Origin of the sequence: Sorangium sp. So ce381 (genome assembly GCF_051473845.1) — a bacterium.
Classification (GTDB): Bacteria; Myxococcota_A; Polyangia; order Polyangiales; family Polyangiaceae; genus Sorangium; species Sorangium atrum.
The window spans coordinates 2,632,543-2,652,170 of sequence record NZ_CP150336.1 but is presented as its reverse complement, the minus strand read 5'-3'; the positions used below and the strand labels follow the sequence as shown (position 1 = coordinate 2,652,170).

Sequence of the window (19,628 nt, the reverse complement as noted above, 5' to 3'; positions counted from 1 at the left end):
AGGTGATGCGCTTGGAGCCTCTCTTGGCGACATGAGACAGCGATCGACGGTCCGGCGTCCTCAGGACAGATCGCTCCCATCGTGACTCACCACCACGCTCCCGTAGAGACATGACCGCGAAGATCGACGCGACCGTTCAAGCCCGAGCCCCCGTCGTTCTCCCCATCACGACGCCGCCTGCCCCCGGCGGCGCGGCGGCGCGCTTCAACGCCGCCGGCGGCGTGGAAGCGCGCCGGCTGGCCCACGAGGAGCGCGTCGCCCGCTGGAAGGCGATCGACGAGGCGGGCGGGATCGACGCGTGGGTGAGCGCGGAGCTCACGGCGAAGGGCGCCCTCGCGACCGGCGATCCCAAGGCGATGTCCGACCGGGAGCGCGCGCAATGGAAGGAGCGCAAGAAGGTCGAGGCCAGGGAGCGCCGCTCGCTGCGCCGCCTGGCGTGGGAGGCCTACGTCGCCACGCACGTCAACCACCTTGGCGCGGGCGTGCACTGGAGCGACCGCGTCGGGCCGGACAGGCTCGACGTGCCTGGGCTGAGCGAGCGCGCGCGGGCGCACGGCCTCCCCGACCTGCCGGGCGCGGCCGAGCTCGCGACCGCGCTGGGGCTGTCGATCCCGCGGCTCCGCTGGCTCGCGTATCACCGCGAGGTCGACACGGGCACCCATTACCGGCGGTGGCACATCCCGAAGCGCGACGGCAGCGCGCGCACCATCTCGTCGCCCAAGCGGGATCTGAAGCGCGCGCAGCGCTGGGCGCTCCGCAACCTGTTCGAGAAGCTGCCGGTCCACGCCGCGGCGCACGGCTTCCTGGCGAGCCGATCCATCGTCACGAACGCCGCCGCGCACGCCGGCGCCGACACGATCGTCAAGGTGGATATCAAGGACTTCTTCCCGACGATCACGTGGCGGCGCGTGCGCGGCCTGCTCCGCAAGGCGGGCGTGGCCGAGGGTCCCGCGACGCTCGTGGCGCTCCTCTCGACCGAGGCGCCGCGGGACGTCGTGCAGTTCCGGGGGCAGACGCTCTATGTGGCCACGGGCCCGCGCGTGCTCCCGCAGGGCGCGCCCACCTCCCCGGCGATCACGAACGCCATCTGCCTGCGGCTCGATCGGCGCGCGTCTGGCCTCGCGCGCAAGCTGGGGCTTCGTTACACGCGGTATGCCGACGATCTCACGTTCTCCTTCCGCGCGCCCGAGGCGCCCGCCCTCGCCGGCGCCGCGCGGCCGCGCGCGCCGGTGGGCGCGCTGCTCCGCGGGCTCCGAGAGATCCTGAGCTCGGAGGGCTTCCGGCTGCACCCGAGCAAGACCGTGGTGATGCGCAAGGGCAGCCGGCAGAAGGTGACAGGCCTCGTCGTCAACCAGGCGGGCGAGGCGGCGCCTGCGGCGCGCGTCCCGCGCGAGCGGGTGCGCGCGCTGCGCGCGGCGATCCGCAACCGGGAGCTCGGGAGGCCAGGCAAGGGCGAGACGCTCGCGCAGCTCAAGGGGCTCGCGGCGTTCGTGTACATGACGGATCCGGCCAAAGGGCGCGCGTTCCTCGGGCGCATCGAGGCGCTGGAGCGCAACCAGCCGGCGCCTGCCGGCGAGGCGGGCCCCCACGACGCCCGCCCTGCGCTCACGTAGCGCGAGGGCTCTGGTCGCTCGAGGTGTAGCCGTCCGATCGGTGATCCACGTCTCCGTGCGGCCGGCGGCGAGGCCCGCCCATGTCCGATTTGTCTGCCTGCCTGCTCGGCGAGGCCCCCGCCGATGTCCGACATGCCTGCCCGCCTGCTCGGTGAGCCCCCTGCCCATGTCCGACATGCCTGCCCGCCTGCTCGGCGAGGCCCCCGCCGATGTCCGACATGGCTGCCCGCCTGCTCGGCGAGGCCCCCGCCCATGTCCGACATGCCTGCCCGCCTGCTCGGCGAGGCCCCCGCCCATGTCCGACATGCCTGCCCGCCTGCTCGGTGAGGCCCCCGCCCATGTCCGACATGCCTGCCCGCCTGCTCGGTGAGGCCCCTGCCCGGTAGCCGTACCACGGGTTGTCCGAGCCTCCGTGCCCTCGCAACTCCAGCGCGATGGCGTGGTGGTGACGCGAGAATACCTCGACTTGCTGCGCCACCACGATCGCCGTCCGTGACCATCCCGGGATCGCGACCAGGGGCCTGCCTCTGCCAGCTTCGAGGTACCGCAGGGTCACGCCGTCGTGGTGGTAAAGCACCCGGCGTCGACGTTGCGGCCTGCCGCCTCGGTGTCGCGCAACATCGGATGAGCGACGGCTGAGGCGCCGATCACATCGATCCACGGAGAAACAAACCGCCAAGCGCCCCAAGGACGCCAAGAAGATGACAAGATTTCGGCGTTCTCGGCGGTCGAACTCTGCCCTATCCAGGAGTTTTCAACCCGTTTGTCGCGAAAAAAGCTCGAGCCCTGTCTCGATGCTGGGCGAAGGAAGGAGCGCGATGCCGCCGGCGTATACGCTCCATGGCCCGATCCCGACAAGGGAGTGGCGAATCGACCCATCACGACCGTTGCGCGACGAGACAACAGCGCTCCCACGCTGCACGAGGACACTCCCAACAGCGTCGAGCGGGCGGCCCCGGCCTGCGTGAACCACGCGTGAGGCCATGCCGCGGTAATGCTGCTCTCTCCGCGAGGCGCCTGGACATTGCAAGTGTGGAATGGATAGGATGGTCGGCTATGCGAAAGCCATCTGCTCGTCTCCTTGCGCTTCCGGCCGTCCTGCTCTTCGGCGCTCTGCTCTCGGGCTGCCCCAACCCGAACTCCTACGGAACCCCGCGGACCGTGGCGCCCGGCAAGATCGCGCATTCGGTGTCGCTCGAAAGCTTCGGCTACATCGGCGAGACCGCCGAGCTCGTGGAGAATCCGAACACCGGACAGGCGGAGCCGAGGACGAGGACGATCAGCGGGTTCCTGCCGACGCTGCCCTCGTATCAGCTCCGAGCCGGTTTGACGGACATCCTCGACATCGGGGCCCACGTCCATAACCTCAGCTCGTTCGGCGTCGATCTCAAGGTGAACCCGGTTCGCGGCGTCTTCGATCTCGCCGTCGATCCGGGGGTGCAGTACTTCTACCTCTCGTCCAACGACGCATCGGTACACATCGTCTATCTTCACGCGCCGGTGATGCTCGGCGTGAACCCCACGGACTGGTTCTCGATCGTGGTGACCCCCGGCGTCACCTACGGCCTCGCCTCGGGTGATATCACGGACGACAACGAGGCCGCTTCGACCGCGGATGGCCTCCTCCTCCGAGGCAGCCTCGGGTTCCAGTTCCGGACCTCCGAGAGCTTCGCTATCCACCCGGAGCTCACGATGATGAAGCGCCTCGAGGGGCCCGGGGTCGTCTACAACTTCGGCATCGGGTTCAACTTCGGCGCGCTGCCGAGCTACAAGGACCTTCAAGAGCCGATGTGACGCGCCCGCCGAGCTAGCGGGCTGGGCCGGTCGTCGAGAAGAGGCGGCTCGCGTCCTTCGGGGTGCGCATCGTCCCTCGGCGATCGGATGACGACACGGCATCGTTCTCGTGTCAGAAGGCGCTGGCGCTTGCTGTGCGAGCGGCGGTCCACGTACGACACCGCGATCGCCCGAGGGAGCAAGCCCATGTCCACACCGTCGATTCCAGCGCTCGTCACCCGCCGTTGCTGCGCCGCCGCCGCCTTTTCCGCCATCGCCCTCACGGCCACGCCCGGCTCGGCGGCCTCGAGCCGCACGAGTCATGTCGTCGCCGAGATCACGAGCGCCAACGCAGGCCTGTCCTCGAGCGCTCGATCCGAGAAATACGCGGAGATGAAGGCGTCCCCGTTCACGTTCTTCCGCGGCTCGAACCACCTCTACTGGAAGGACCTCGGCAGCTCGTCCCAGCTCCTCACGTACGGCGGCGCGAGCTCCACCCGGACGTGGCTTGGCGGCGACATGCACGTCAACAACATGGGCTCGTTCGATGACGACCAGGGCGACGTCGTTTATGCCATCAACGACTTCGACGAGGCGGTCATCGGCGACTACCAGCTCGACGTCTGGCGGCTCGCCACGAGCCTCGCCCTGGTCGCGCGCGAGAACGGCGGCTACAGCTCCGCCAACCAGAGCGCGCTCCTCGACGCGTTCACCGAGGCATACCTCGACGCGATCGCGAGCTACGCGGGGAACAGCCAGGAGACCACGCTGAAGTTCACGGCGAGCAACACCTATGGCCTGCTCGACGACTTCCTCGACGACGTCGAAGCGTCGAACAGCCGGACCGAGATGCTCGATGATTTCACGGTCAAGGTCGGCGGCGTGCGCACGCTCGACACGGGGGGCAATCCGGATCTCGCCGCGGTGACAGCGGCCGTCGACACCGACGTCCGGGGCCACGTGTCGGCCTATCGCGCCACCCTGAGCGGCGGCGGCGCCGGGCTGCCGGCCGCCTATTTCGCGGTGAAGGGCGTGGCCCAGCGGCTCCACAGCGGTATCGGCTCGCTCGGCGTGACGCGGTATTACGTGCTGATCGAGGGGCCCACCACGGGGCAGGACGACGACCGCCTCCTCGACGTCAAGGCCCAGGGCGCGCCGAGCGCGTTCGCCGGCATCGCCTCCGCCGCCGTCTCGCAGACCAACGCGGCGAGCGGCACGAACCAGGCGTACCGGACCGTGCTCGCGTACAAGGCGCTCGGCTACAGGGTCGACGACCTGCTCGGCTGGATGACGCTCTCCGACGGCCAGAGCTACAGCGTGCGCGAGCGATCGCCCTACAAGGACACCTTCGACACAGCGGATCTCTCGACGATGACCCGCTTCACCAACCTCGCCGAGCAGTGGGGCGAGATCCTGGCGACGCAGCACGCGCGCGCCGACGAGGACTGGGACGCGGCGGTGTTCCCGGACTCGGTCGACGCGGAGATCGACGCGCTCACCGACGGGGATCACGCGGGCTTCCGCGCCAAGGTCCGCGCGATCGCGCTCGACTACGCCGACCAGGTGGCGCTGGACTACGCGAGCTTCTGCGCCAACTTCTGACCGACGCGCTGGCGAGGCGGGCGATCTCGTCCAGCGAGAACCCCGCCACCTGGCCGAGCCCGAAGGAGACGCCCATGTCCGAAGCCCATCCGCCGAATCGCGACCAGGCCGAGCTGTGGAACGAGTCCGCCGGGCACACCTGGGTAGAAATGCAGGAAATGCTCGATGGCATGCTGGCGCCGCTCGAGGCGCCGCTCATCGAAGCGGGCTTCCCCGGCGAGGGCGGGCGCGTCCTCGACGTCGGCTGCGGCGCGGGCGCCACGGCCCTCTCGATGGCGCGGCGCCTCGGGCCAGCCGGCCTCTGCCTCGGCGTGGATATCTCCGGGCCGCTCGTGGCGGCCGCCAGGGCGCGCGCCGCCGCCGAGGGCCTGGCTTCCGCCGCCTTCCTCCAGGCCGACGCGCAGACCCATGGCTTCGAGCACGACACGTTCGACGCGGTGATCTCGCGCTTCGGCGTGATGTTCTTCGACGATCCCACGGCGGCGTTCGCCAACATCCGGAGCGCCGCCCGGCGCGGGGCGAAGCTCTCGTTCATGGCCTGGCGCAGCGCGGACGAGAACCCGTTCATGACCGAGGCCGCGCGCGCCGCGGCCCCGCTCCTGCCCGACTTGCGCGTCCCGCCCCCCGACGCCCCCGGCCCGTTCGCCTTCGCGGACAGAGAGCGCGTGCAGCGGATCCTGGACGCGAGCGGCTGGACCGACGTCGACATCCGCCCGATCGACGCGCCGAGCAGCGTCGCGGAGAAGGACCTGCTCGCCTACGCCACCCGGCTGGGACAGGTGGGTCAGGCGCTGCGGGACGCGGACGAGCCGACGCGCGCCCGGACGGCCGAAGCGGTTCGCCCTGCCTTCGACGCCTACGTCCGCGATGGCGCGGCCCGCTTCACCGCGGCCTGCTGGCTCGTGAGCGCGCGCGCCTAGAGATCAGCCGGTCGATGGCTTGCCGGTGTTCACCGCCAGTTGCGCGTCGAAGGCTCGCTTGTAGGCGGGCCGCGCTTCGCCGCGGGCCACATAAGCGGCCAGGTTCGGGTATTCGTCCAGGATGCCCGATGCTCTCAGCCTGAGCAGCACCGACACCATCATCAAGTCGCCGGCGCTGAACGCACCATCGAGCCAATCGGCATCGCCCAGGCGAGCGGAGAGCTGGCCGAGCCGAGCGCGGATGCGCGCCTCGACCAGAGGCAGGCGCTCCGCGGTCCAGGGCTTGTCGCCCTCCAGGATCCTGGCGATTACGAGCTCGAGGATCGGTGGCTCTACCGTGTTGACCGCGGCGAACATCCATGTGATCGCGCGCGCCCGAGCATTGGCGTCGTTCGGCAGGAGGCCCGCATGTCGCTCGGCGATGTGAAGCACGATCGCCCCCGTCTCGAACAGCGCGAGATCGCCCTCCTCATAGGTTGGAATCTGGCCGAAAGGATGAAGCGCCAGGTGCGCGGGCTCCTTCATCGCGCGAAACGAGACAAGGCGAACCTGGTAGGGTTGGCCCGCTTCCTCGAGCGCCCAGCGAACGCGCGTATCGCGCGCCAGTCCCTTGCCTCCATCGGGTGAGCGTTCGAAGGCGGTAATCGTGATGGTCATCGAGAGGCTCCTCCTCGGCGAGCATCATCGGCCGCGGAGGCAGACCTTTGCAACGGAGGTCGCGAAGCACGCCCGCGTTCCCCCTCGATGCTCCGGGCTCACTTCGTCCGCTTCAGCGCCGCCTTGAGCACGTGCTCCGCGATGAGGTAGCCGAACCCCTCGCCGTCGATCCGCCGGATCAGCTGGTCGCGCGTGGTCCGGAGCGCAGCCGCGGTGGCGTCCAGGTTCCACCCGTGCGCCGCGAGCTGCTGGAGGAGCCGGGCGCGCCTCACCTGCCCCGCCGCGAGCCGGTACGTCTTCGCGTACTCCAGCGCGCCGTCCTCGCGCACGATCGCCTCGCCGATGTGGTTGTCCAGCGCCGGATCGAGCTCCGTCATGAACCGCTGCAGCGAGAACGGCCCCGCCCGGTACACGCGCTCCGCCGCGATCGGCCGGCCGAGGAGCCCCGCGGCCGTGTCCACGTGCAGCGCGCCGGCCTCCGCCCGCGCCCGGCCGAGCGCGGCCCGCAGGTCGTCGAGCGAGCCGATCCGCGCAGCGTCGAAGGTGTGCTCGAGCGCCTGGCTGTCGCCGTTGTGGCGGGCCGCGTAGAGCAGCGTCTGCTCGTAGAAGTCCTCGATCAGCGTGCGGTGCAGCGCGCGGTAGTCGTCGGGGTGCGACACCACGAACACCGACGCGAGCAGCTCGCCGACGAAGAGCAGGACGCCGCACTGGCCCTCGTGGATCTCGAAGACGCGCAGCGCGTCCTCCAGGCTGGGAATCGCCCGGCCGGAGAGCGACATCTCGGTGCGCGGATCGAGCCCGCGGGAGATCGCCCGCCGCGAGTACTCGGACCAGGCGATCTCGGGGGCGTTGAAGTGCAGCGCGAGGAAGCCCTCCATCGCGAGGTGCAGCGGCAAGAGACGCAGGCGGTTCCGCTCGGCCGGGTCCTCGCCGCGCGCCTCGCGCCGGGCCATGCGGTGGAGCAGCTGGACGCCGCAGCCCCACTTGCTGAGCGGGTTTCGGACCTCCGGCCCCGCGAGCGCAGCGCCGTAGGACGCGACCGGCGAGCCGTCCTCGGTCCACCCGATCACGAGCGCGTGCGGCACGTAGGAGCAGTAGGCCCTGCCATCTCCGAGATTGACGATCGACCAGGCGTCCTCGTGCTTGCGGCCGGCGATGCGCAGGTCGTCCCGTGGTGCGTCCCGGAGGAGCGGGACCAGGCGCACGCCCGCGAAGACCTGCGCGTGCGTCGCGGAGAGGCCCCGGAGCGAGAGCGACCGGAGCAGGGCCGGCGCCTTGGCCATCAGGGCACCTCGAGCGCCGCGGCGGGCGCCTCTTCTGCGAGCTCGGCGGCGTCTGCCGGCTCCACGGCATCCGCCGGCTCCACGGCGCCTGCCGGCTCCACGGCGTCTCCCAGCGCCACGGCTTCTGCCAGCTCCACGGCGTCTGCCGGCCCCGCCTCCGCGGCTGGCTCCGGGGCGCCCGGTGTCCGGGCGTGCCGCGAGAGCAGCGCGGCCGCGCGCTGCGCGAGGTAGCGCTCGAGCTCCGCGAGCGGCGCCGTGCCCTCGGCAAAGCGGGCGAAACCGAGGACCGTCGGCAGGTCCTCGGCGTCGCGCAGGCCGACCGTCGGGATCGACGGGCCGAGCGCGCGGGGCGCGTAGCGCTCGCTGTCGAACACGGGGTTGATGTGGACGATCGACGTGCGCTGCCCCGGATCGAGCCGCGCCCGGAAGCAGCGGGCGACCTCGGCGGCGGCGCCGGGCGGGTCGTTCTCGAAGCCGTCCGAGAGGATGATCACGACGTCGGGTCGCCAGGCGAGCGCGTCGAGCAGCGGCGTCGCGAGATCGGTCTGGCCGCGCGCGCCGACGAGGATCTCGTCGGGCGTGGGCGCGGTCCAGAAGGCGCGGTACTCGCGGGCGGCGGCGCGGAGCAGGTAGCTCACGCCGAGCGCGACGGCGAGCGGGCGGCGGCGCTTCTCGCTCGATCCGGACGCCGAGTAGCTCCGGTCGAGCACGGCGGCGACGCGCCCGAGCGCGGCCGGGCTCTTCCTGAGCGCGCGGGCGGCGGCGCGCTCGAGCGCCGCGTGGAGCTCGTCGCGGCGCTCGCGCCGCACCTCCTCGGGCAGCGAGAGCGCGTAGAGGGCGACCCGCGTGAGCGGGGCGCGGCCGAGGTCGACGGCGAGATCGACGTCCTCGCGCCCGGCGGCGCGCTGGAGCCGGAGGCGCTCGCCCTCGGTCATGCGCGGCGCGGCGCGGCGGAGGAGCTCTTCGCGAGACACGCCGCGGGCGGCGGCGAGCCCCTCGGCGACGGTCAGCGGCAGGTCGAAGATCGCCTCTTTCGCATAACGCGCCTGCCGCGCGCGCTCGAGGAGCGGCGTCTCGAACGGCGCGCGGCGCTTGGGCTCGAACAGGAAGGGCCCTATCTCGCCGGGGAGCTGGAGGCGGGCGTGCACCGCGAGCGCGCGGACGTGGGCGCGGTACTTGACGGCGTCGAACGCCGGGTCCGGACGGCCGGCGAGGTAGCCGCGGATGACGGCGCGCGCGCGGCGGTTGTTCACGCGGCGCTCCCGGAGCTCGCGCAGCGCCCGGAGCGCGCGCTGCGGCGGGAGCTCCCGGAGGGCCGCCGCGATGAGCGAGCCCTCCTCGCGCCGGTCGGGAGCGGGCGTCTCGGCGCCGGTCGCGAGGAGGTTCACGGCGATGCGCGCCTGGTTGAAGTGGTTGATGCCGGCGGCCAGCGTGCGCGCGTAGAGGCGGCGGTAATTGCCGAGGATGTACTCGTGGAGGAACTCGATGGAGACGGCCTGGCCTCCGGAGGTGCCATAGAACTCGGCCTGCCCTGTGCACGCGAAGCAGGCGTTGATGAACATGACGAGGTCCTCGCGCTCGACGCGCTCGGTGTGAAAGCGTGCGGGGAGCGCGGGAGGGGCGGTGGGCATGGCAAAGAGCCGCCCGGGGAATGATGGGGCGATCAACCTACGACAGTTTCCAGACTGGGATCGGAAATCGCCCCGAAGTCCCACGGGCGGCAACCGGCAGCATACACCCGGAGGGGCACCTCTCGAAGGACAAGATCTCCCTTGACGACAAGGTCATCGCTGGCAGCGCTGAACTCTCCACCCTGCCTGCCATGTCTTCGTCCCCCGCTCCGAACCCAGTTAGGGCAAGGGTGGCGAAAAACGGACAGACATCGACCTCACGAAGCAGGCCCTCGTCGCCTGGGAGGGCACGAAGCCTGTGGTTGCGACCTGGATGTCCCGCGGACTCCTTGTCCCTTGACCGCTTTCCCCGAGGGAGGCAACGCGGCGTGTGGGGCGCGAGCCGCCCCTGGCACGCGTGCCCGCACGGAAAAGTTCCTGGTACAGCGTCACTTTTCCAGGGGGAGCGGGAGGACGCGATGGGGCGGGTTTCAGCGGATTTCGAGGGGGTCGAAGCCGGCGTCGACTCGGCGATCGTGGGCGCTAACCCCGCGATCTCTGGTCGGCCGGACGAGAACGCCACCGCGGCCGGCTGAACGCCGTCGCCGTCCACCAGGCCGCAAGTCCCACGACGGGGTCTGCCGCCTGGAGGTCGCCGTTCCGCTGATCTACGTCGCCGGTCGGTAGCGGGCGCCGTCTCCCTACGGCGAGGTAGAGGTTCGCGCCATCGTGGACCTGCTCTGGGAGGTGCATCAGTGGGAGCGCTGGGTGTTGATCCTCGTCGGCGGCGGTGAGCAGGTGAGCGAGATCGCCCGGAGCCTCGGGATGCCGATCGGGACCACCCTCTCGCAGCTCCGCCGAGGGCGCAGCCACCTTGCCGCCATGCTCAAGCAGCGGCGTCGCGTATTCGGTTACACCGCCTTGCCATCAAACGCAAACTGCCCCTTGTTCCCGTTGAGGGGGCGCAAGCCCTCTGTGCCAACGTCGGGTGAGACAGGCTCCCCCTGGAAATCTGTGGTGAGAGGGCGGAGAATGGACCTGACCCGTGCCGAAGCCTTCCCATCTCCGATCCGTCGATCCTACCCTTGCCCCAGCGGCGCAGGGCGCTGCTCCTCGCGCGAGTGGCGTCGCCGTCGAGACCATGCCGAAGGCGGGCAAGAGGCGGAAGTTCTCGGCGGCGGAGAAGCTGCGCATCGTTCGCGAGGCGGCCGCATGCACCCAGCGCGGCGATATCGAGGCGCTGCTGCGCCGCGAGGGCATCTACAGCTCCCTCCTGACGGCGTGGCGCAAGCAGCTCGCTCTCCACGGCAGCGAGGCTCTCGCGGGCGCAAGCCCGGCCGCAAGCCGAAGCAGGACGCGAAGGACCGGCGCATCGCCGAGCTCGAGAAGCGCTCGGCCCGACTCGAGGAGAAGCTCGCGCTCGCTGAGAAGCTCATCGATCTCAAAAAAAAAGTCTCTGCCATTCTGGGCATCAACCTCACGAGCGACGAAGAGCGCTGATGGACGTTATCGAAGAGCTCGATGACCCGCACGTCCCCATCGCGCAGGCGTGCGCGACACTCGGCGTCAGCCGCGCTACGCTCTACCGGCAGACCCAGCCCGCGAGGCCACCCGCGCTGCGGGGGCCCGTTCCGAGCCCACGCCGTCTCAGTGACCCCGAGCGGCAAACCGTGCTCGATGTGTTGCACAGCGACGAGTTCGTCGACCAGCCCCCGCCGGAGGTCTACGCGACGCTGCTGTCGCGCGGCGTCTACCTTGCCTCCATCCGTACGATGTACCGCCTGCTCGCGGCGTCCGGCGAGAGCGGCGAGCGACGCGCGCAGCGTGGGCCGACGAAGCATGCCAAGCCGACGCTCACCGCCACAGCCCGCAACCAGATCTGGACGTGGGATATAACCAAGCTGCGCGGGCCGCTGCCCGGGGTCTTCTACTGCCTGTACGTCGCCCTCGACCTGTTCAGTCGCATGACCGTCGGCTGGCTGCTCGCCGAGCGCGAGAGCGCGGAGCTCGCCGAGCACCTCTTCGCAGAGACGGTCGCCCGCCACGGCGTCGAGCCCGGTTCGCTCACGGTGCACGCCGACCGCGGCTCCGCGATGAGGTCGGAGGGGCTCGCTCAGCTCCTCGGCTCGCTCGGCGTCGTTCGAAGCTTCAGCCGGCCTCACGTCAGCGATGACAACGCCTTCTCCGAGTCGCAGTTCAAGACGCTCAAGTACCAGCCCGACTATCCGGACCGCTTTGCCTCGCTGGCTCATGCGCGGTTCGAGGCGAAGCGCCGTCGGCCGCTCACGGTGGAGCTCGATGGTTTCAACGTCGAGGCGGCGGTGCGCATCGAGGGCTACGACGACGAGGGGCGCGAGCGGCTCGTCCGGTATTGCGCGCGTCCCTGTTTCGCTTTGGAGCGGCTCAGCATCCTCCGCGACGGTCGGGTGGCCTATCAGGTGAAATACCCGCGGCGAAAAGGAACGCATCGGGTGATGACGCCGATTGTGTTTTTCGCGAGGCTCGCCGCGCTGGTGCCGCCGCCGCGCCATCCGCTGGTGCGCTACCACGGTGTGCTCGCGCCGCATGCGAAGCAACGCAGCCTCGTGGTGCCGAAGGCGACGGGGAAGGCGCGTAAGGGCGAGCAGCGCGCCGGAGCTGATAGCGCGGGCAGCGATGACAAGAAGAAGACGACGACGATCACGCCCTTGCCGGCGAGGCAGGCGCCGAAGGGGCCGGCGAGAGGCATGGAGACGCCGTAGCGCAGAGGAGACGAGCGAAGCGAGGCGGCGCCGTCGGCAGTGTCGGAGCGAGGCGCTCGGGACGTGGCGGTTGGGGCGCTGCTGACGATGGTGCATGGCGCGGTCGAGCGCGAGCGGGTGTCGACTGCGCTGGGCGCTGTACTGCCGTGGGCTGATGTTGGATTCGTGTCGGAGGGGATCTCGGTCCAGCATCTTGATCGGCTGCTGGATGGGCTCCTTCTGGCGACGTCGCCTCGCGTCGAATGGGCGAAGCTTTTGCGGCGGACTTACGCAGTAGATGTTCTCGCGTGCCCGCGATGCAGCGGGCGGATGCGACTCATGGCCGCGATCACGGACAAGGCGACGGCGAGGAAGATCTTGAGCCACCTCGGTCTGTTCGCCGAGCCGCTGGAGTGCCGCGCGCGGTACCCGGCGGACCCCGCGTGACGAAACTGAAAGGGGAGGGACGCTGCTCGACGACGTGGCCGGGGGGAGGTCTGCCCTGAGGTGCGTGCGCCGGCCATCACGACGCGCCGCGAACCGCGACGGCGGCCGTTTGGACGAGCTCAGTAGTGTACAGCTATACGGTAGGATGCCTTCCGCTTGGTGCCAGTAGTGTACAGCTATACGGTAGGATGCCTTCCGCTTGATGCGACGTCGCGGTAATCGCAGGCGTTTCACGAGTGGAAGGCCTGTCTGATCGCATAAGGCCCGTTCTGTCGATAAGCTCGTACAGTCGGACTGCACGAGCCAGGAACGGCTCCGAGAATCTTGACTTTGCGGAACGCGTTTGCTTGTCCTATCCGCACGGAGACAGCTGATGGACCTGGTGGAAGACTTCGCCGAGCCTGGGGTCTCGGTGGTCGCCGCGTGCGCCGCGCTGGGAGTGAGCCGTGCGACGTTGTACCGAGGTACGAGCCCGCCGCGGCCACCGGCGATACGAGAGCGCGTGCCGAGTTAGGATTCTCGTGACCGCTGTCTCATCCGCGTTGACAAATTCCACCTCCGTCGACCGAACGAGAATTCGCCGACGTACTTTGGGTTTCGCAGCATCTCGCGAATGGCGGAGTGCATCCAGCCCGCGCCAGCTCGGCGTCGCCCACGAGCGCCCACGTGCTCACCCGCGGATCGGACCGAGGGAGCGAACAGCGAAGGAATAAATTTCTAGACCGTGACTCCGGTACTTACAAGCGGTAGGTAAACCCGTACGTCCCCTTTATGGAGAGGCCTAATGAACCGCGCTTCCCTCGTTGTCATTCTCAACTCGTTCGCGTGTGCCTCGGCGCTCGTCGGTTGCTCGTCCGATTCGGGCGACACGCAGGGCTCTGGAGGTAGCGCTCCCAATGGTTCCGCAGGCACCGGTGCCGTGGCCACGGGCGGCTCGGCCACGGGCGGCTCGGCCACGGGCGGCTCGGCCACGGGCGGCTCGGCCACGGGCGGCTCGGCCACGGGCGGCTCGGCCACGGGCGGCTCGGACACGGGCGGCTCGGGCACGGGCGGCTCGGGCACGGGCGGCTCGGACACGGGCGGGGCTGCTGGCTCAGGTGGTAGCGGAGCCGGCGGGGCCGGGTCCGGTGGTGGCGCTGGTGGAGGCTCGGACACGGGTACGTTGTCCGCCGGGTGCGGCAAAACGCCGACCATTGACGCCAGCATGTACAATAACGGCAACCCGATCTCGATTACGGCGGCGAATCGGCAACGTCGATACATCCTGAGCGTGCCGGCCAACTACGACAATAAGAAGCCGTACAGATTGGTCATCGCTTGGCATCAGCTCGATGGAAACGACAAGCAGATGTATCAGCAGAACTACTACTGGCTGAAGGACATCGCCGACGCCGCCAGCAGTACGATCTTCGTGGCTCCCAATGGGGAGAAGAGCGGAACGCCGTGCACCGGGACTGGCAACGGGGAAAGCGGCTGCGGGTGGCCCGACTCAAGCGGCTCGAACGTGGCACTCGCGGACGCCGTGGTAGAGCAGGTCGAGCAAAATTTCTGTATCGACAAGAGCAAGATCTTCGCAAACGGCTGGAGTTACGGCGGCAGCATGTCCTACCGGACGGCTTGCTCGCGTCCACTCGATGGAACCGGCACTTGGGGTGTCCGCGCCGTCGCCATCTACAACGGAGCGGCGCAGCTCAGTGCCGGCAACTGCAAGCCGAGCGAAGCGGTCGCCTTCTACGCATCCCATGGCACCAACGACAACGTCCTTCAGTACGGTGGCGGTGTCTCGATGGCGCAGACGTACGCCGGGCTGAACGGTTGCACCTGGAAGGAGCCGACAAGGGCCACCGGAAACCACGTGTGCACCAACTTCATGGGCTGCACGACGGGTTATCCGGTCGAGTTCTGCTCCTTCGTGGGACCGCACACGCCTGATCCGCCGCGAGAGGGTGGTCAACGTTGGCAACCGCAAGAGGTTTGGAAGTTCTTCAGTCAGTTCTAGGCTGCCAAGAGTCGAGCCTAAAACCTCTTGAAAGGTCGGATCGAGTGTGAGCTACAGTGCTTTGTGGAAGCCAAGTTTGCCGACGTGCCCGACGCTCTGTGGCGTCGGATCGAGCCGCTGATACGAGCGGAGCCGCCGAAGCCGAAGGGAGGTCGCCCTCCAGTCTCAGCGCGAGTCGTGATGGCCGGCATCCTGTATGACGGTCGTCGCGGCATCGCTGGAAGTGGAGCTCTCTCGACAGCGCCTCGGTGAAGGCGCCAAAAGGGGGACCTCACCGGCCCAAATCCGACTTACAACTTCGCCCAACGCATCTTCCTCGACCGGGGCACGACGGGCAGCGGTGGGGCCGGTGGGGCGGATGGCGCCGGTGGGGCCGGCGGGGCCGCGGGCGACGGCGGTAGCGCAGGGGACGGGAGCGGCAACGGCGCGGGCGCAGGGGACGGGAGCGGCAACGGCGGTAGCGCAGGGGAAGGAAGCGGAAACGGCGGGGGCGTGCCCGGAAGTGGTGCCGTCACGACAGGCGGTTCTGCAACGACTGGCGGGCAGGTTTCGAGCAGCGCGAGCGGCGGCACCGACGAGGGGGCGCCCGCGACGGAAGACTCTAGCTGCAGCGTCTCGGTCCCCGGGTCCGAGCCCGGAACGCCGCCTTGGCGCTTCGGGATCCATCTTGCGGCGATCGGAGCCCTCCTCTTCAGAGCGCGAGCAAGAAGGAATCGAGGCTGAGCGGCCGAGCGTCGCTCGACGCTTGCACAGCGTAGAAGACGACGGATGCGCCATGGCGGGCCCGTGGAGGGCACAGCGTGTGAAGGCGGCGCCGTTGATGCCTGGATAATAAACGGTTGAGCTCGAGCGGGCGCCTCGCAGAACTGGCTGGAGCGCCCGCGCGATGCGGCGCACGGAGCCAGTTTCCGACGTCGGTGTGAGGCCATCGGAAGCGCGCCCACGTGATACCCTCGCGCCGGCCGGTGCGCGGTCGGGGCTCCCTCTCTCTGCTCGCAGCATTCCTCCTCCACGCGGGCGGCGTCATCGCGGCTCGTGTGCTCGTGCCGGAGGGCCTCGAGGCGCCGGCGCGGGCTGGCGCGAGCGACCAGCTCGAGCCGCTCCTGGTGCTGGACACCGATGTCTTGCTGGACGAACCCAGGACGCCGGAAGCCCGAGCGACGGAGCCCCGCCAGGTCCTCGCCCGGGCAACGGGCGTCGATCCCGGCTTCTCGCGTGCCGCGCCGAGAGAGCGCGGCCGAGCGCTGTCCGAGGCGCCTCCTGCGCGAGCATCTCGCTCCGGCGCGGCGACCCACGATCACGCGCCGCCGGACGCGGCTCACGCGCTGCCAGACGCCGCCCATGCGCCGCCGGACGCTGCCCACGCGCCGCCGGGCGCGCCCGACGCGCCTCCCACCGCCGCGGCACCTCCAGGCCTCGGCGGCGCGCCGGTCTGGGCATTGCCAGGTGTCTTGCCGGTGGAGCCTCCGGTGCGTCCCCGCGCTGCCGAGCGCCCCCTCGCCCCGGTGCGCCCCGTCCCTGAGCGCTCCGCGCGGAGCGACGCGGCCAAGGACGGGCGGCAGCCGGTCCTGGTCTTCCCCGCGGCGGGCGTGCTCGCCTCTGCTGTCGCGGAGGAGGTGTCGTCATCCGCCGTGCCGCCGGACTCCGAGAGCTCGTTCGAGCTCACGCTGGACGCGAAGGGACGGCTGGTCTCGGTGCGCTTCCTGGAGGCAAACACGGGGAACGGCGACGACTTCCGGCGCGTCGCCCAGGCCGTGTTGAAGCGCTTCTCCGCGCGTGCGCTGGCGATGAACGGCGACTTTGCCGCCGGGAGCAGGGTGACGGTCCACGTGACCAGCCGGGTCGTCATGCCGGATGGGACGTCGCACGGGATCCCGACGCCGACGAAGAGACCTGGAGACGGCAGGTCGATCATCCGCGAAGACTCGCTGGACGATCGCTTCAGGTCGCCTCATCTGGCGCCGTCGCCGGGCGTGAAGCTGCCCAAGCTGACGTTTCTCTTCGATCTCGCGAACATCGGCGCGCAGCGCCGGAGGGTCGTCAGCACGCGGGTCGAAGCGGTGCCCGCCGCGCTGCCCTAGAATACTGTTCACGTTGCTCAAGCGAGAAATGAACCGCCAGAAGACGCCAGAAGACGCCAGAAGAATAAAAATATCTTGGCGTCTTATGGCGCCTTGGCGGTCCGAAATCTGCGCTTTTAAGGCAGCTTCAGCCCGTTTGTCGCCCTACAGCGGTTTCCGCCCGCCTCTGCACCATGCAGAGCAGAGCGGCGGTCTCCCGCACAGGAGACGGGCCCAGATCGGCGTTTTCGGCGCGGAAGCGCACTCCGGTGCGCTGAGCACCGAAAATGCCGAGATGGGCCCGTATCCGAAGCGGGTGACCGCCGCTCTACTCCGGCCAGACCTCGATCCAGACGAACAGCACCTGTCCGGCGGCCTGGTCGTCGACCGCCACCGGATAAACCGTGCGCGCTCGGAGCGCCTCGACGAGGTGAGCGTGGTTGATCGCGAATCGCCCGATGAAGTCGTCGTTCACGAGGTCCCTGTCGATGAGCTCACCGCTCAGGTGGACATCCGGCGTGAGCGGCACGCGGTACCAGGTCGGCGGGCCTTTCCATCCAGGCGTGCAGGTGTCGCGTTGCCCCGGGCGGTCCAGCGCGCGCCTCCCGAGCGACCGGCCGCCCACAAACAGCTCCGCCGAGCCGAAGGGCTCCGGCGGCTCGGTCCCCGCCCCTGCCGCCTCCGCCGCGAAGCCGGCCACGCTGGCGGCCGCAGCGACAGGGTGCTTCGTGCGGAGCAGGCCGCCGATGGCGGTGAGCGCCTCCGCCGGGACCGCGCCCATGCCGTCCCATTGACGGCCGTCCGTCTTGGCCGGGCTGATGACGGCGCCGTCGATGGAGATGCGGACATGCGCATGCGCCGGCAGCGGCGGCGCCGCCGGCTTGCACGCCGCGCAGCCGAGGGCGATCCCGCACAGCGCGGCCGCTCCGAGAGGACATGACGCCATGCCTCGAGAACGTATCCCGGCGGCCGCGCCGCACCAACACCGAAGCGCGGGCGGGGGCGCAGCGGGTGCGCTGGTCGCGGGGCGGCATTTCCCGGCAGCCTGTGCGGACGTCAACCACGCTGGAGCCGGAGGAGGCGCTCCAGCGCCTCGACATCAGCGCGATCCTGAGGTCGATCTGCGGCGCGCTTGTTCGCGATGAGGTCCTCGATCGCGATGACCGGACAACGGACGTTCTCTGCAAACGCGACCTCGACGCGGCGTGGCCACGCCTCGCCAAACTCGACGCCGGAGATCTGCGTCAGGACATCGATACGTCGCGGCGGCACGCCCATCATGAACCCGATACCCGGCGTAGCGAGCTCCTGCTCCGTCAGCTCCGAGAGCGGCGCCCCGAACCGACGCAGGGCATCCATCACCCGCACCGCGTTCTCAGGGCTCGCCTCGACCCAGATATCGAGGTCCTTGGTCGCGCGCGGGCGGCCATGCACGCCGACGGCGTAGGCCCCGATCACCAAGAACTTCGCGTCAACGGCGCACAGGGCGGAAATCAGATCGAGGAAGTCTTCGTTCATGGGCGGATCCCGGGAAGGCCAGCTCGAACAGCTCCTGACTTAGCTTCCAGGTGACCTCGGCACGCTGTTGGATGGGGATGGAGCTCCAGAAGAGGGCGTCCGCTTCCGCTTGCGCCTCGTCCTCTCCTGGCCGAAAGACGCGCATCATCCAGCCCGCGCGAGCCAACCGCCGCGCTTCCGCAGCCTCATCACCTGCGCTCATGGCCACACTGTACCATGCCGCTTGGCGGAGCCGATGGACAGGCCAGCGCAGCTGCGACCGCATCGACCTGGCGGACGTCCACAGCGCCGTCCACGCAGCTTCCGCCCGATGGCCACGGCTCTCTTCCGCACAGCAGCCCGGCGCAAGCGCGGCTCACCCCTGGCTCATCCGCTCGATCGCTTCCGCCAGCGCGCCGTCGTCCGTGCCCTCCGCGTCGCCCGAGAGCGCCTCCTCCGCGGCGGCGAGCGCCGCGTCGCGGAGGCGGTAGAGCTCGGGCTCGGGGATGCGCTCGCGCGCGGCGAGGACGCCCGGCGGGACGCCGCGCAGCATCTCCAGGACCAGGCCGAGGCGGCGGCGGGCCTCGGGCGGCGGCGGCGCGCCGAGGCCGAGCCGACGCCGCGTGGCGCGCGGCCCTTCGGCGAGGCGGCGCGCGGCGGCCTCCGCGACCTCCGCGGCGAGCGCGTCGTACGCCGGCGGCGACGGGAGCCGCGCCTCCATCCAGACGAGCAGCCGCACGAACTCGCGCGCCCCCTCGAACGCCCGCCGCCCGTGCAGCATGCGCCGGTTGTCGACGACCAGGATGTCCGCCGGGCCGAGCGACAGCTCGATCACCTCGCGCCGCGCCGCCTCGACGAACCGCGCGAGGCGCGCGGCGATCGCGTCCCCCGGCGGCACGAACGGCGCGTGCGTGAGCGCGAGCGCGCCGCCGCGGAGCGACACGGTGGGCCCGAAGAAGTCGCCGAAGACGAACGGGATGCGCCTGTACACCGTGAAGAGCGCGCGGAAGAGCTCGGGATCGGCGCGCTCGATCGCCGAGAGCAGCGGCCAGCCGTCGAGCAGGAGGCAGCCGCCGCCGCGCTCCGCGGGCCTGACGCAGGCCATGATCTGCACCGCCGGAGGCGCGCCCGCGAAGCACTGGCTGTCGGTGTGGAGCGGCGCCGCCGCGGAGCTCGCGGCGAACGACCTGCCGCCCGGCACGGCCTTGATCGGCTGCCGCTCCACCAGGAGCGGCCTTGCCCCGAGGAGCCGCTCGGCGAAGCTCCACGGCGCCCGCGCGGCCTCCTCCGGCGCCAGCGCCGTGTCGCCGCGGAGCACCGAGAAGCCGCGCGCCGCGAGCTCGTCGAAGAGCCTCGCCGGACCGCCCTCCGGCCCGGGCCAGATCCATCGCTCGCTCATGGGCGCGCTCCGCGGGGGCGCTCGAAGGGCAAAATCATCCTATTTATC

Annotated in this window: 15 protein-coding genes and 1 pseudogene; 9 read left to right on the top strand and 7 right to left on the bottom strand. The window is 70.2% G+C overall.

What is annotated here, in order from left to right:
- The first annotated feature begins 110 nt into the window (after window positions 1-110).
- The 4 genes from WMF29_RS10185 to WMF29_RS10170 all read left to right on the top strand — a co-directional run bounded on the left by WMF29_RS10185 (window position 111) and on the right by WMF29_RS10170 (window position 5,908).
- Window positions 111-1,613 (top strand): reverse transcriptase family protein, encoded by a 1,503-nt coding sequence (locus tag WMF29_RS10185; protein ID WP_437328648.1) that lies wholly within the window; start codon window positions 111-113, stop codon window positions 1,611-1,613.
- Between the two features lie 1,056 nt (window positions 1,614-2,669).
- The gene (locus tag WMF29_RS10180; protein WP_437328647.1) at window positions 2,670-3,407 is read left to right on the top strand and encodes a hypothetical protein; all 738 of its coding nucleotides are present in this window, start codon (window positions 2,670-2,672) and stop codon (window positions 3,405-3,407) included.
- A 186-nt stretch (window positions 3,408-3,593) separates the two neighbouring features.
- A complete protein-coding gene (locus WMF29_RS10175) occupies window positions 3,594-4,988 on the top strand; it encodes a DUF2252 domain-containing protein (protein ID WP_437328646.1) in 1,395 nt (464 codons plus the stop codon).
- 74 nt (window positions 4,989-5,062) lie between these two features.
- Entirely contained in the window at window positions 5,063-5,908 is an 846-nt protein-coding gene (locus tag WMF29_RS10170; RefSeq protein ID WP_437328645.1) for a class I SAM-dependent methyltransferase, read from the top strand.
- A 3-nt stretch (window positions 5,909-5,911) separates the two neighbouring features.
- Here the strand turns inward: WMF29_RS10170 and WMF29_RS10165 are convergent, their stop codons facing one another.
- The 3 genes from WMF29_RS10165 to WMF29_RS10155 form a co-directional block, all read right to left on the bottom strand.
- Window positions 5,912-6,565 (bottom strand): glutathione S-transferase family protein, encoded by a 654-nt coding sequence (locus tag WMF29_RS10165; protein ID WP_437328644.1) that lies wholly within the window; start codon window positions 6,563-6,565, stop codon window positions 5,912-5,914.
- 98 nt (window positions 6,566-6,663) lie between these two features.
- A complete protein-coding gene (locus tag WMF29_RS10160) occupies window positions 6,664-7,848 on the bottom strand; it encodes an ARPP-2 domain-containing protein (protein WP_437328643.1) in 1,185 nt (394 codons plus the stop codon).
- On the bottom strand, window positions 7,848-9,479 hold the full coding sequence (locus WMF29_RS10155; protein ID WP_437328642.1) for a hypothetical protein: 1,632 nt from the start codon (window positions 9,477-9,479) through the stop codon (window positions 7,848-7,850). The genes WMF29_RS10160 and WMF29_RS10155 overlap by 1 nt, the downstream gene beginning before the upstream one ends.
- Before the next feature lie 1,120 nt (window positions 9,480-10,599).
- Here WMF29_RS10155 and WMF29_RS10150 point away from each other — a divergent pair.
- Together WMF29_RS10150 and WMF29_RS10145 are read left to right on the top strand one after the other, a co-directional pair.
- Entirely contained in the window at window positions 10,600-10,983 is a 384-nt protein-coding gene (locus WMF29_RS10150) for a transposase (RefSeq protein WP_437328641.1), read from the top strand.
- On the top strand, window positions 10,958-12,199 hold the full coding sequence (locus WMF29_RS10145; RefSeq protein WP_437328640.1) for a DDE-type integrase/transposase/recombinase: 1,242 nt from the start codon (window positions 10,958-10,960) through the stop codon (window positions 12,197-12,199). Before WMF29_RS10150 ends, WMF29_RS10145 begins: the two co-directional genes overlap by 26 nt.
- 936 nt (window positions 12,200-13,135) lie before the next feature.
- Here WMF29_RS10145 and WMF29_RS10140 read toward each other — a convergent pair.
- Window positions 13,136-13,291: a recombinase family protein gene (locus WMF29_RS10140; protein ID WP_373372284.1), complete on the bottom strand. Its 156-nt coding sequence runs from the start codon at window positions 13,289-13,291 to the stop codon at window positions 13,136-13,138.
- A 118-nt stretch (window positions 13,292-13,409) separates the two neighbouring features.
- Here WMF29_RS10140 and WMF29_RS10135 point away from each other — a divergent pair, with 118 nt between their 5' ends.
- From WMF29_RS10135 to WMF29_RS10125, 3 genes and pseudogenes are all read left to right on the top strand, one after another.
- On the top strand, window positions 13,410-14,624 hold the full coding sequence (locus tag WMF29_RS10135) for an alpha/beta hydrolase family esterase (RefSeq protein WP_437328639.1): 1,215 nt from the start codon (window positions 13,410-13,412) through the stop codon (window positions 14,622-14,624).
- 84 nt (window positions 14,625-14,708) lie between these two features.
- Window positions 14,709-14,840, top strand: a pseudogene (locus WMF29_RS10130) (transposase); the annotation flags it as partial.
- A gap of 728 nt (window positions 14,841-15,568) precedes the next feature.
- Window positions 15,569-16,705 (top strand): hypothetical protein, encoded by a 1,137-nt coding sequence (locus WMF29_RS10125; RefSeq protein ID WP_437328638.1) that lies wholly within the window; start codon window positions 15,569-15,571, stop codon window positions 16,703-16,705.
- 307 nt (window positions 16,706-17,012) lie between these two features.
- Here the strand turns inward: WMF29_RS10125 and WMF29_RS10120 are convergent, their stop codons facing one another.
- From WMF29_RS10120 to WMF29_RS10110, 3 genes are all read right to left on the bottom strand, one after another.
- Window positions 17,013-17,630: a hypothetical protein gene (locus WMF29_RS10120; protein ID WP_437328637.1), complete on the bottom strand. Its 618-nt coding sequence runs from the start codon at window positions 17,628-17,630 to the stop codon at window positions 17,013-17,015.
- Window positions 17,631-17,740: 110 nt separating this feature from the next.
- Window positions 17,741-18,202 (bottom strand): DUF6036 family nucleotidyltransferase, encoded by a 462-nt coding sequence (locus tag WMF29_RS10115; RefSeq protein ID WP_437328636.1) that lies wholly within the window; start codon window positions 18,200-18,202, stop codon window positions 17,741-17,743.
- Window positions 18,203-18,557: 355 nt separating this feature from the next.
- The gene (locus tag WMF29_RS10110; RefSeq protein ID WP_437328635.1) at window positions 18,558-19,580 is read right to left on the bottom strand and encodes a TauD/TfdA family dioxygenase; all 1,023 of its coding nucleotides are present in this window, start codon (window positions 19,578-19,580) and stop codon (window positions 18,558-18,560) included.
- Window positions 19,581-19,628 lie beyond the last annotated feature (48 nt).

Excerpts from the sequence above, each read along its gene's own strand:
- WMF29_RS10185 (WP_437328648.1), top strand. The coding sequence starts at position 111 with ATGACCGCGAAGATCGACGCGACCGTTCAAGCCCGAGCCCCCGTCGTT.
- WMF29_RS10180 (WP_437328647.1), top strand. The coding sequence starts at position 2,670 with ATGCGAAAGCCATCTGCTCGTCTCCTTGCGCTTCCGGCCGTCCTGCTC.
- WMF29_RS10175 (WP_437328646.1), top strand. The coding sequence starts at position 3,594 with ATGTCCACACCGTCGATTCCAGCGCTCGTCACCCGCCGTTGCTGCGCC.
- WMF29_RS10170 (WP_437328645.1), top strand. The coding sequence starts at position 5,063 with ATGTCCGAAGCCCATCCGCCGAATCGCGACCAGGCCGAGCTGTGGAAC.
- WMF29_RS10165 (WP_437328644.1), bottom strand. The coding sequence starts at position 6,565 with ATGACCATCACGATTACCGCCTTCGAACGCTCACCCGATGGAGGCAAG.
- WMF29_RS10160 (WP_437328643.1), bottom strand. The coding sequence starts at position 7,848 with ATGGCCAAGGCGCCGGCCCTGCTCCGGTCGCTCTCGCTCCGGGGCCTC.
- WMF29_RS10155 (WP_437328642.1), bottom strand. The coding sequence starts at position 9,479 with ATGCCCACCGCCCCTCCCGCGCTCCCCGCACGCTTTCACACCGAGCGC.
- WMF29_RS10150 (WP_437328641.1), top strand. The coding sequence starts at position 10,600 with ATGCCGAAGGCGGGCAAGAGGCGGAAGTTCTCGGCGGCGGAGAAGCTG.
- WMF29_RS10145 (WP_437328640.1), top strand. The coding sequence starts at position 10,958 with ATGGACGTTATCGAAGAGCTCGATGACCCGCACGTCCCCATCGCGCAG.
- WMF29_RS10135 (WP_437328639.1), top strand. The coding sequence starts at position 13,410 with ATGAACCGCGCTTCCCTCGTTGTCATTCTCAACTCGTTCGCGTGTGCC.
- WMF29_RS10120 (WP_437328637.1), bottom strand. The coding sequence starts at position 17,630 with ATGGCGTCATGTCCTCTCGGAGCGGCCGCGCTGTGCGGGATCGCCCTC.
- WMF29_RS10115 (WP_437328636.1), bottom strand. The coding sequence starts at position 18,202 with ATGAACGAAGACTTCCTCGATCTGATTTCCGCCCTGTGCGCCGTTGAC.
- WMF29_RS10110 (WP_437328635.1), bottom strand. The coding sequence starts at position 19,580 with ATGAGCGAGCGATGGATCTGGCCCGGGCCGGAGGGCGGTCCGGCGAGG.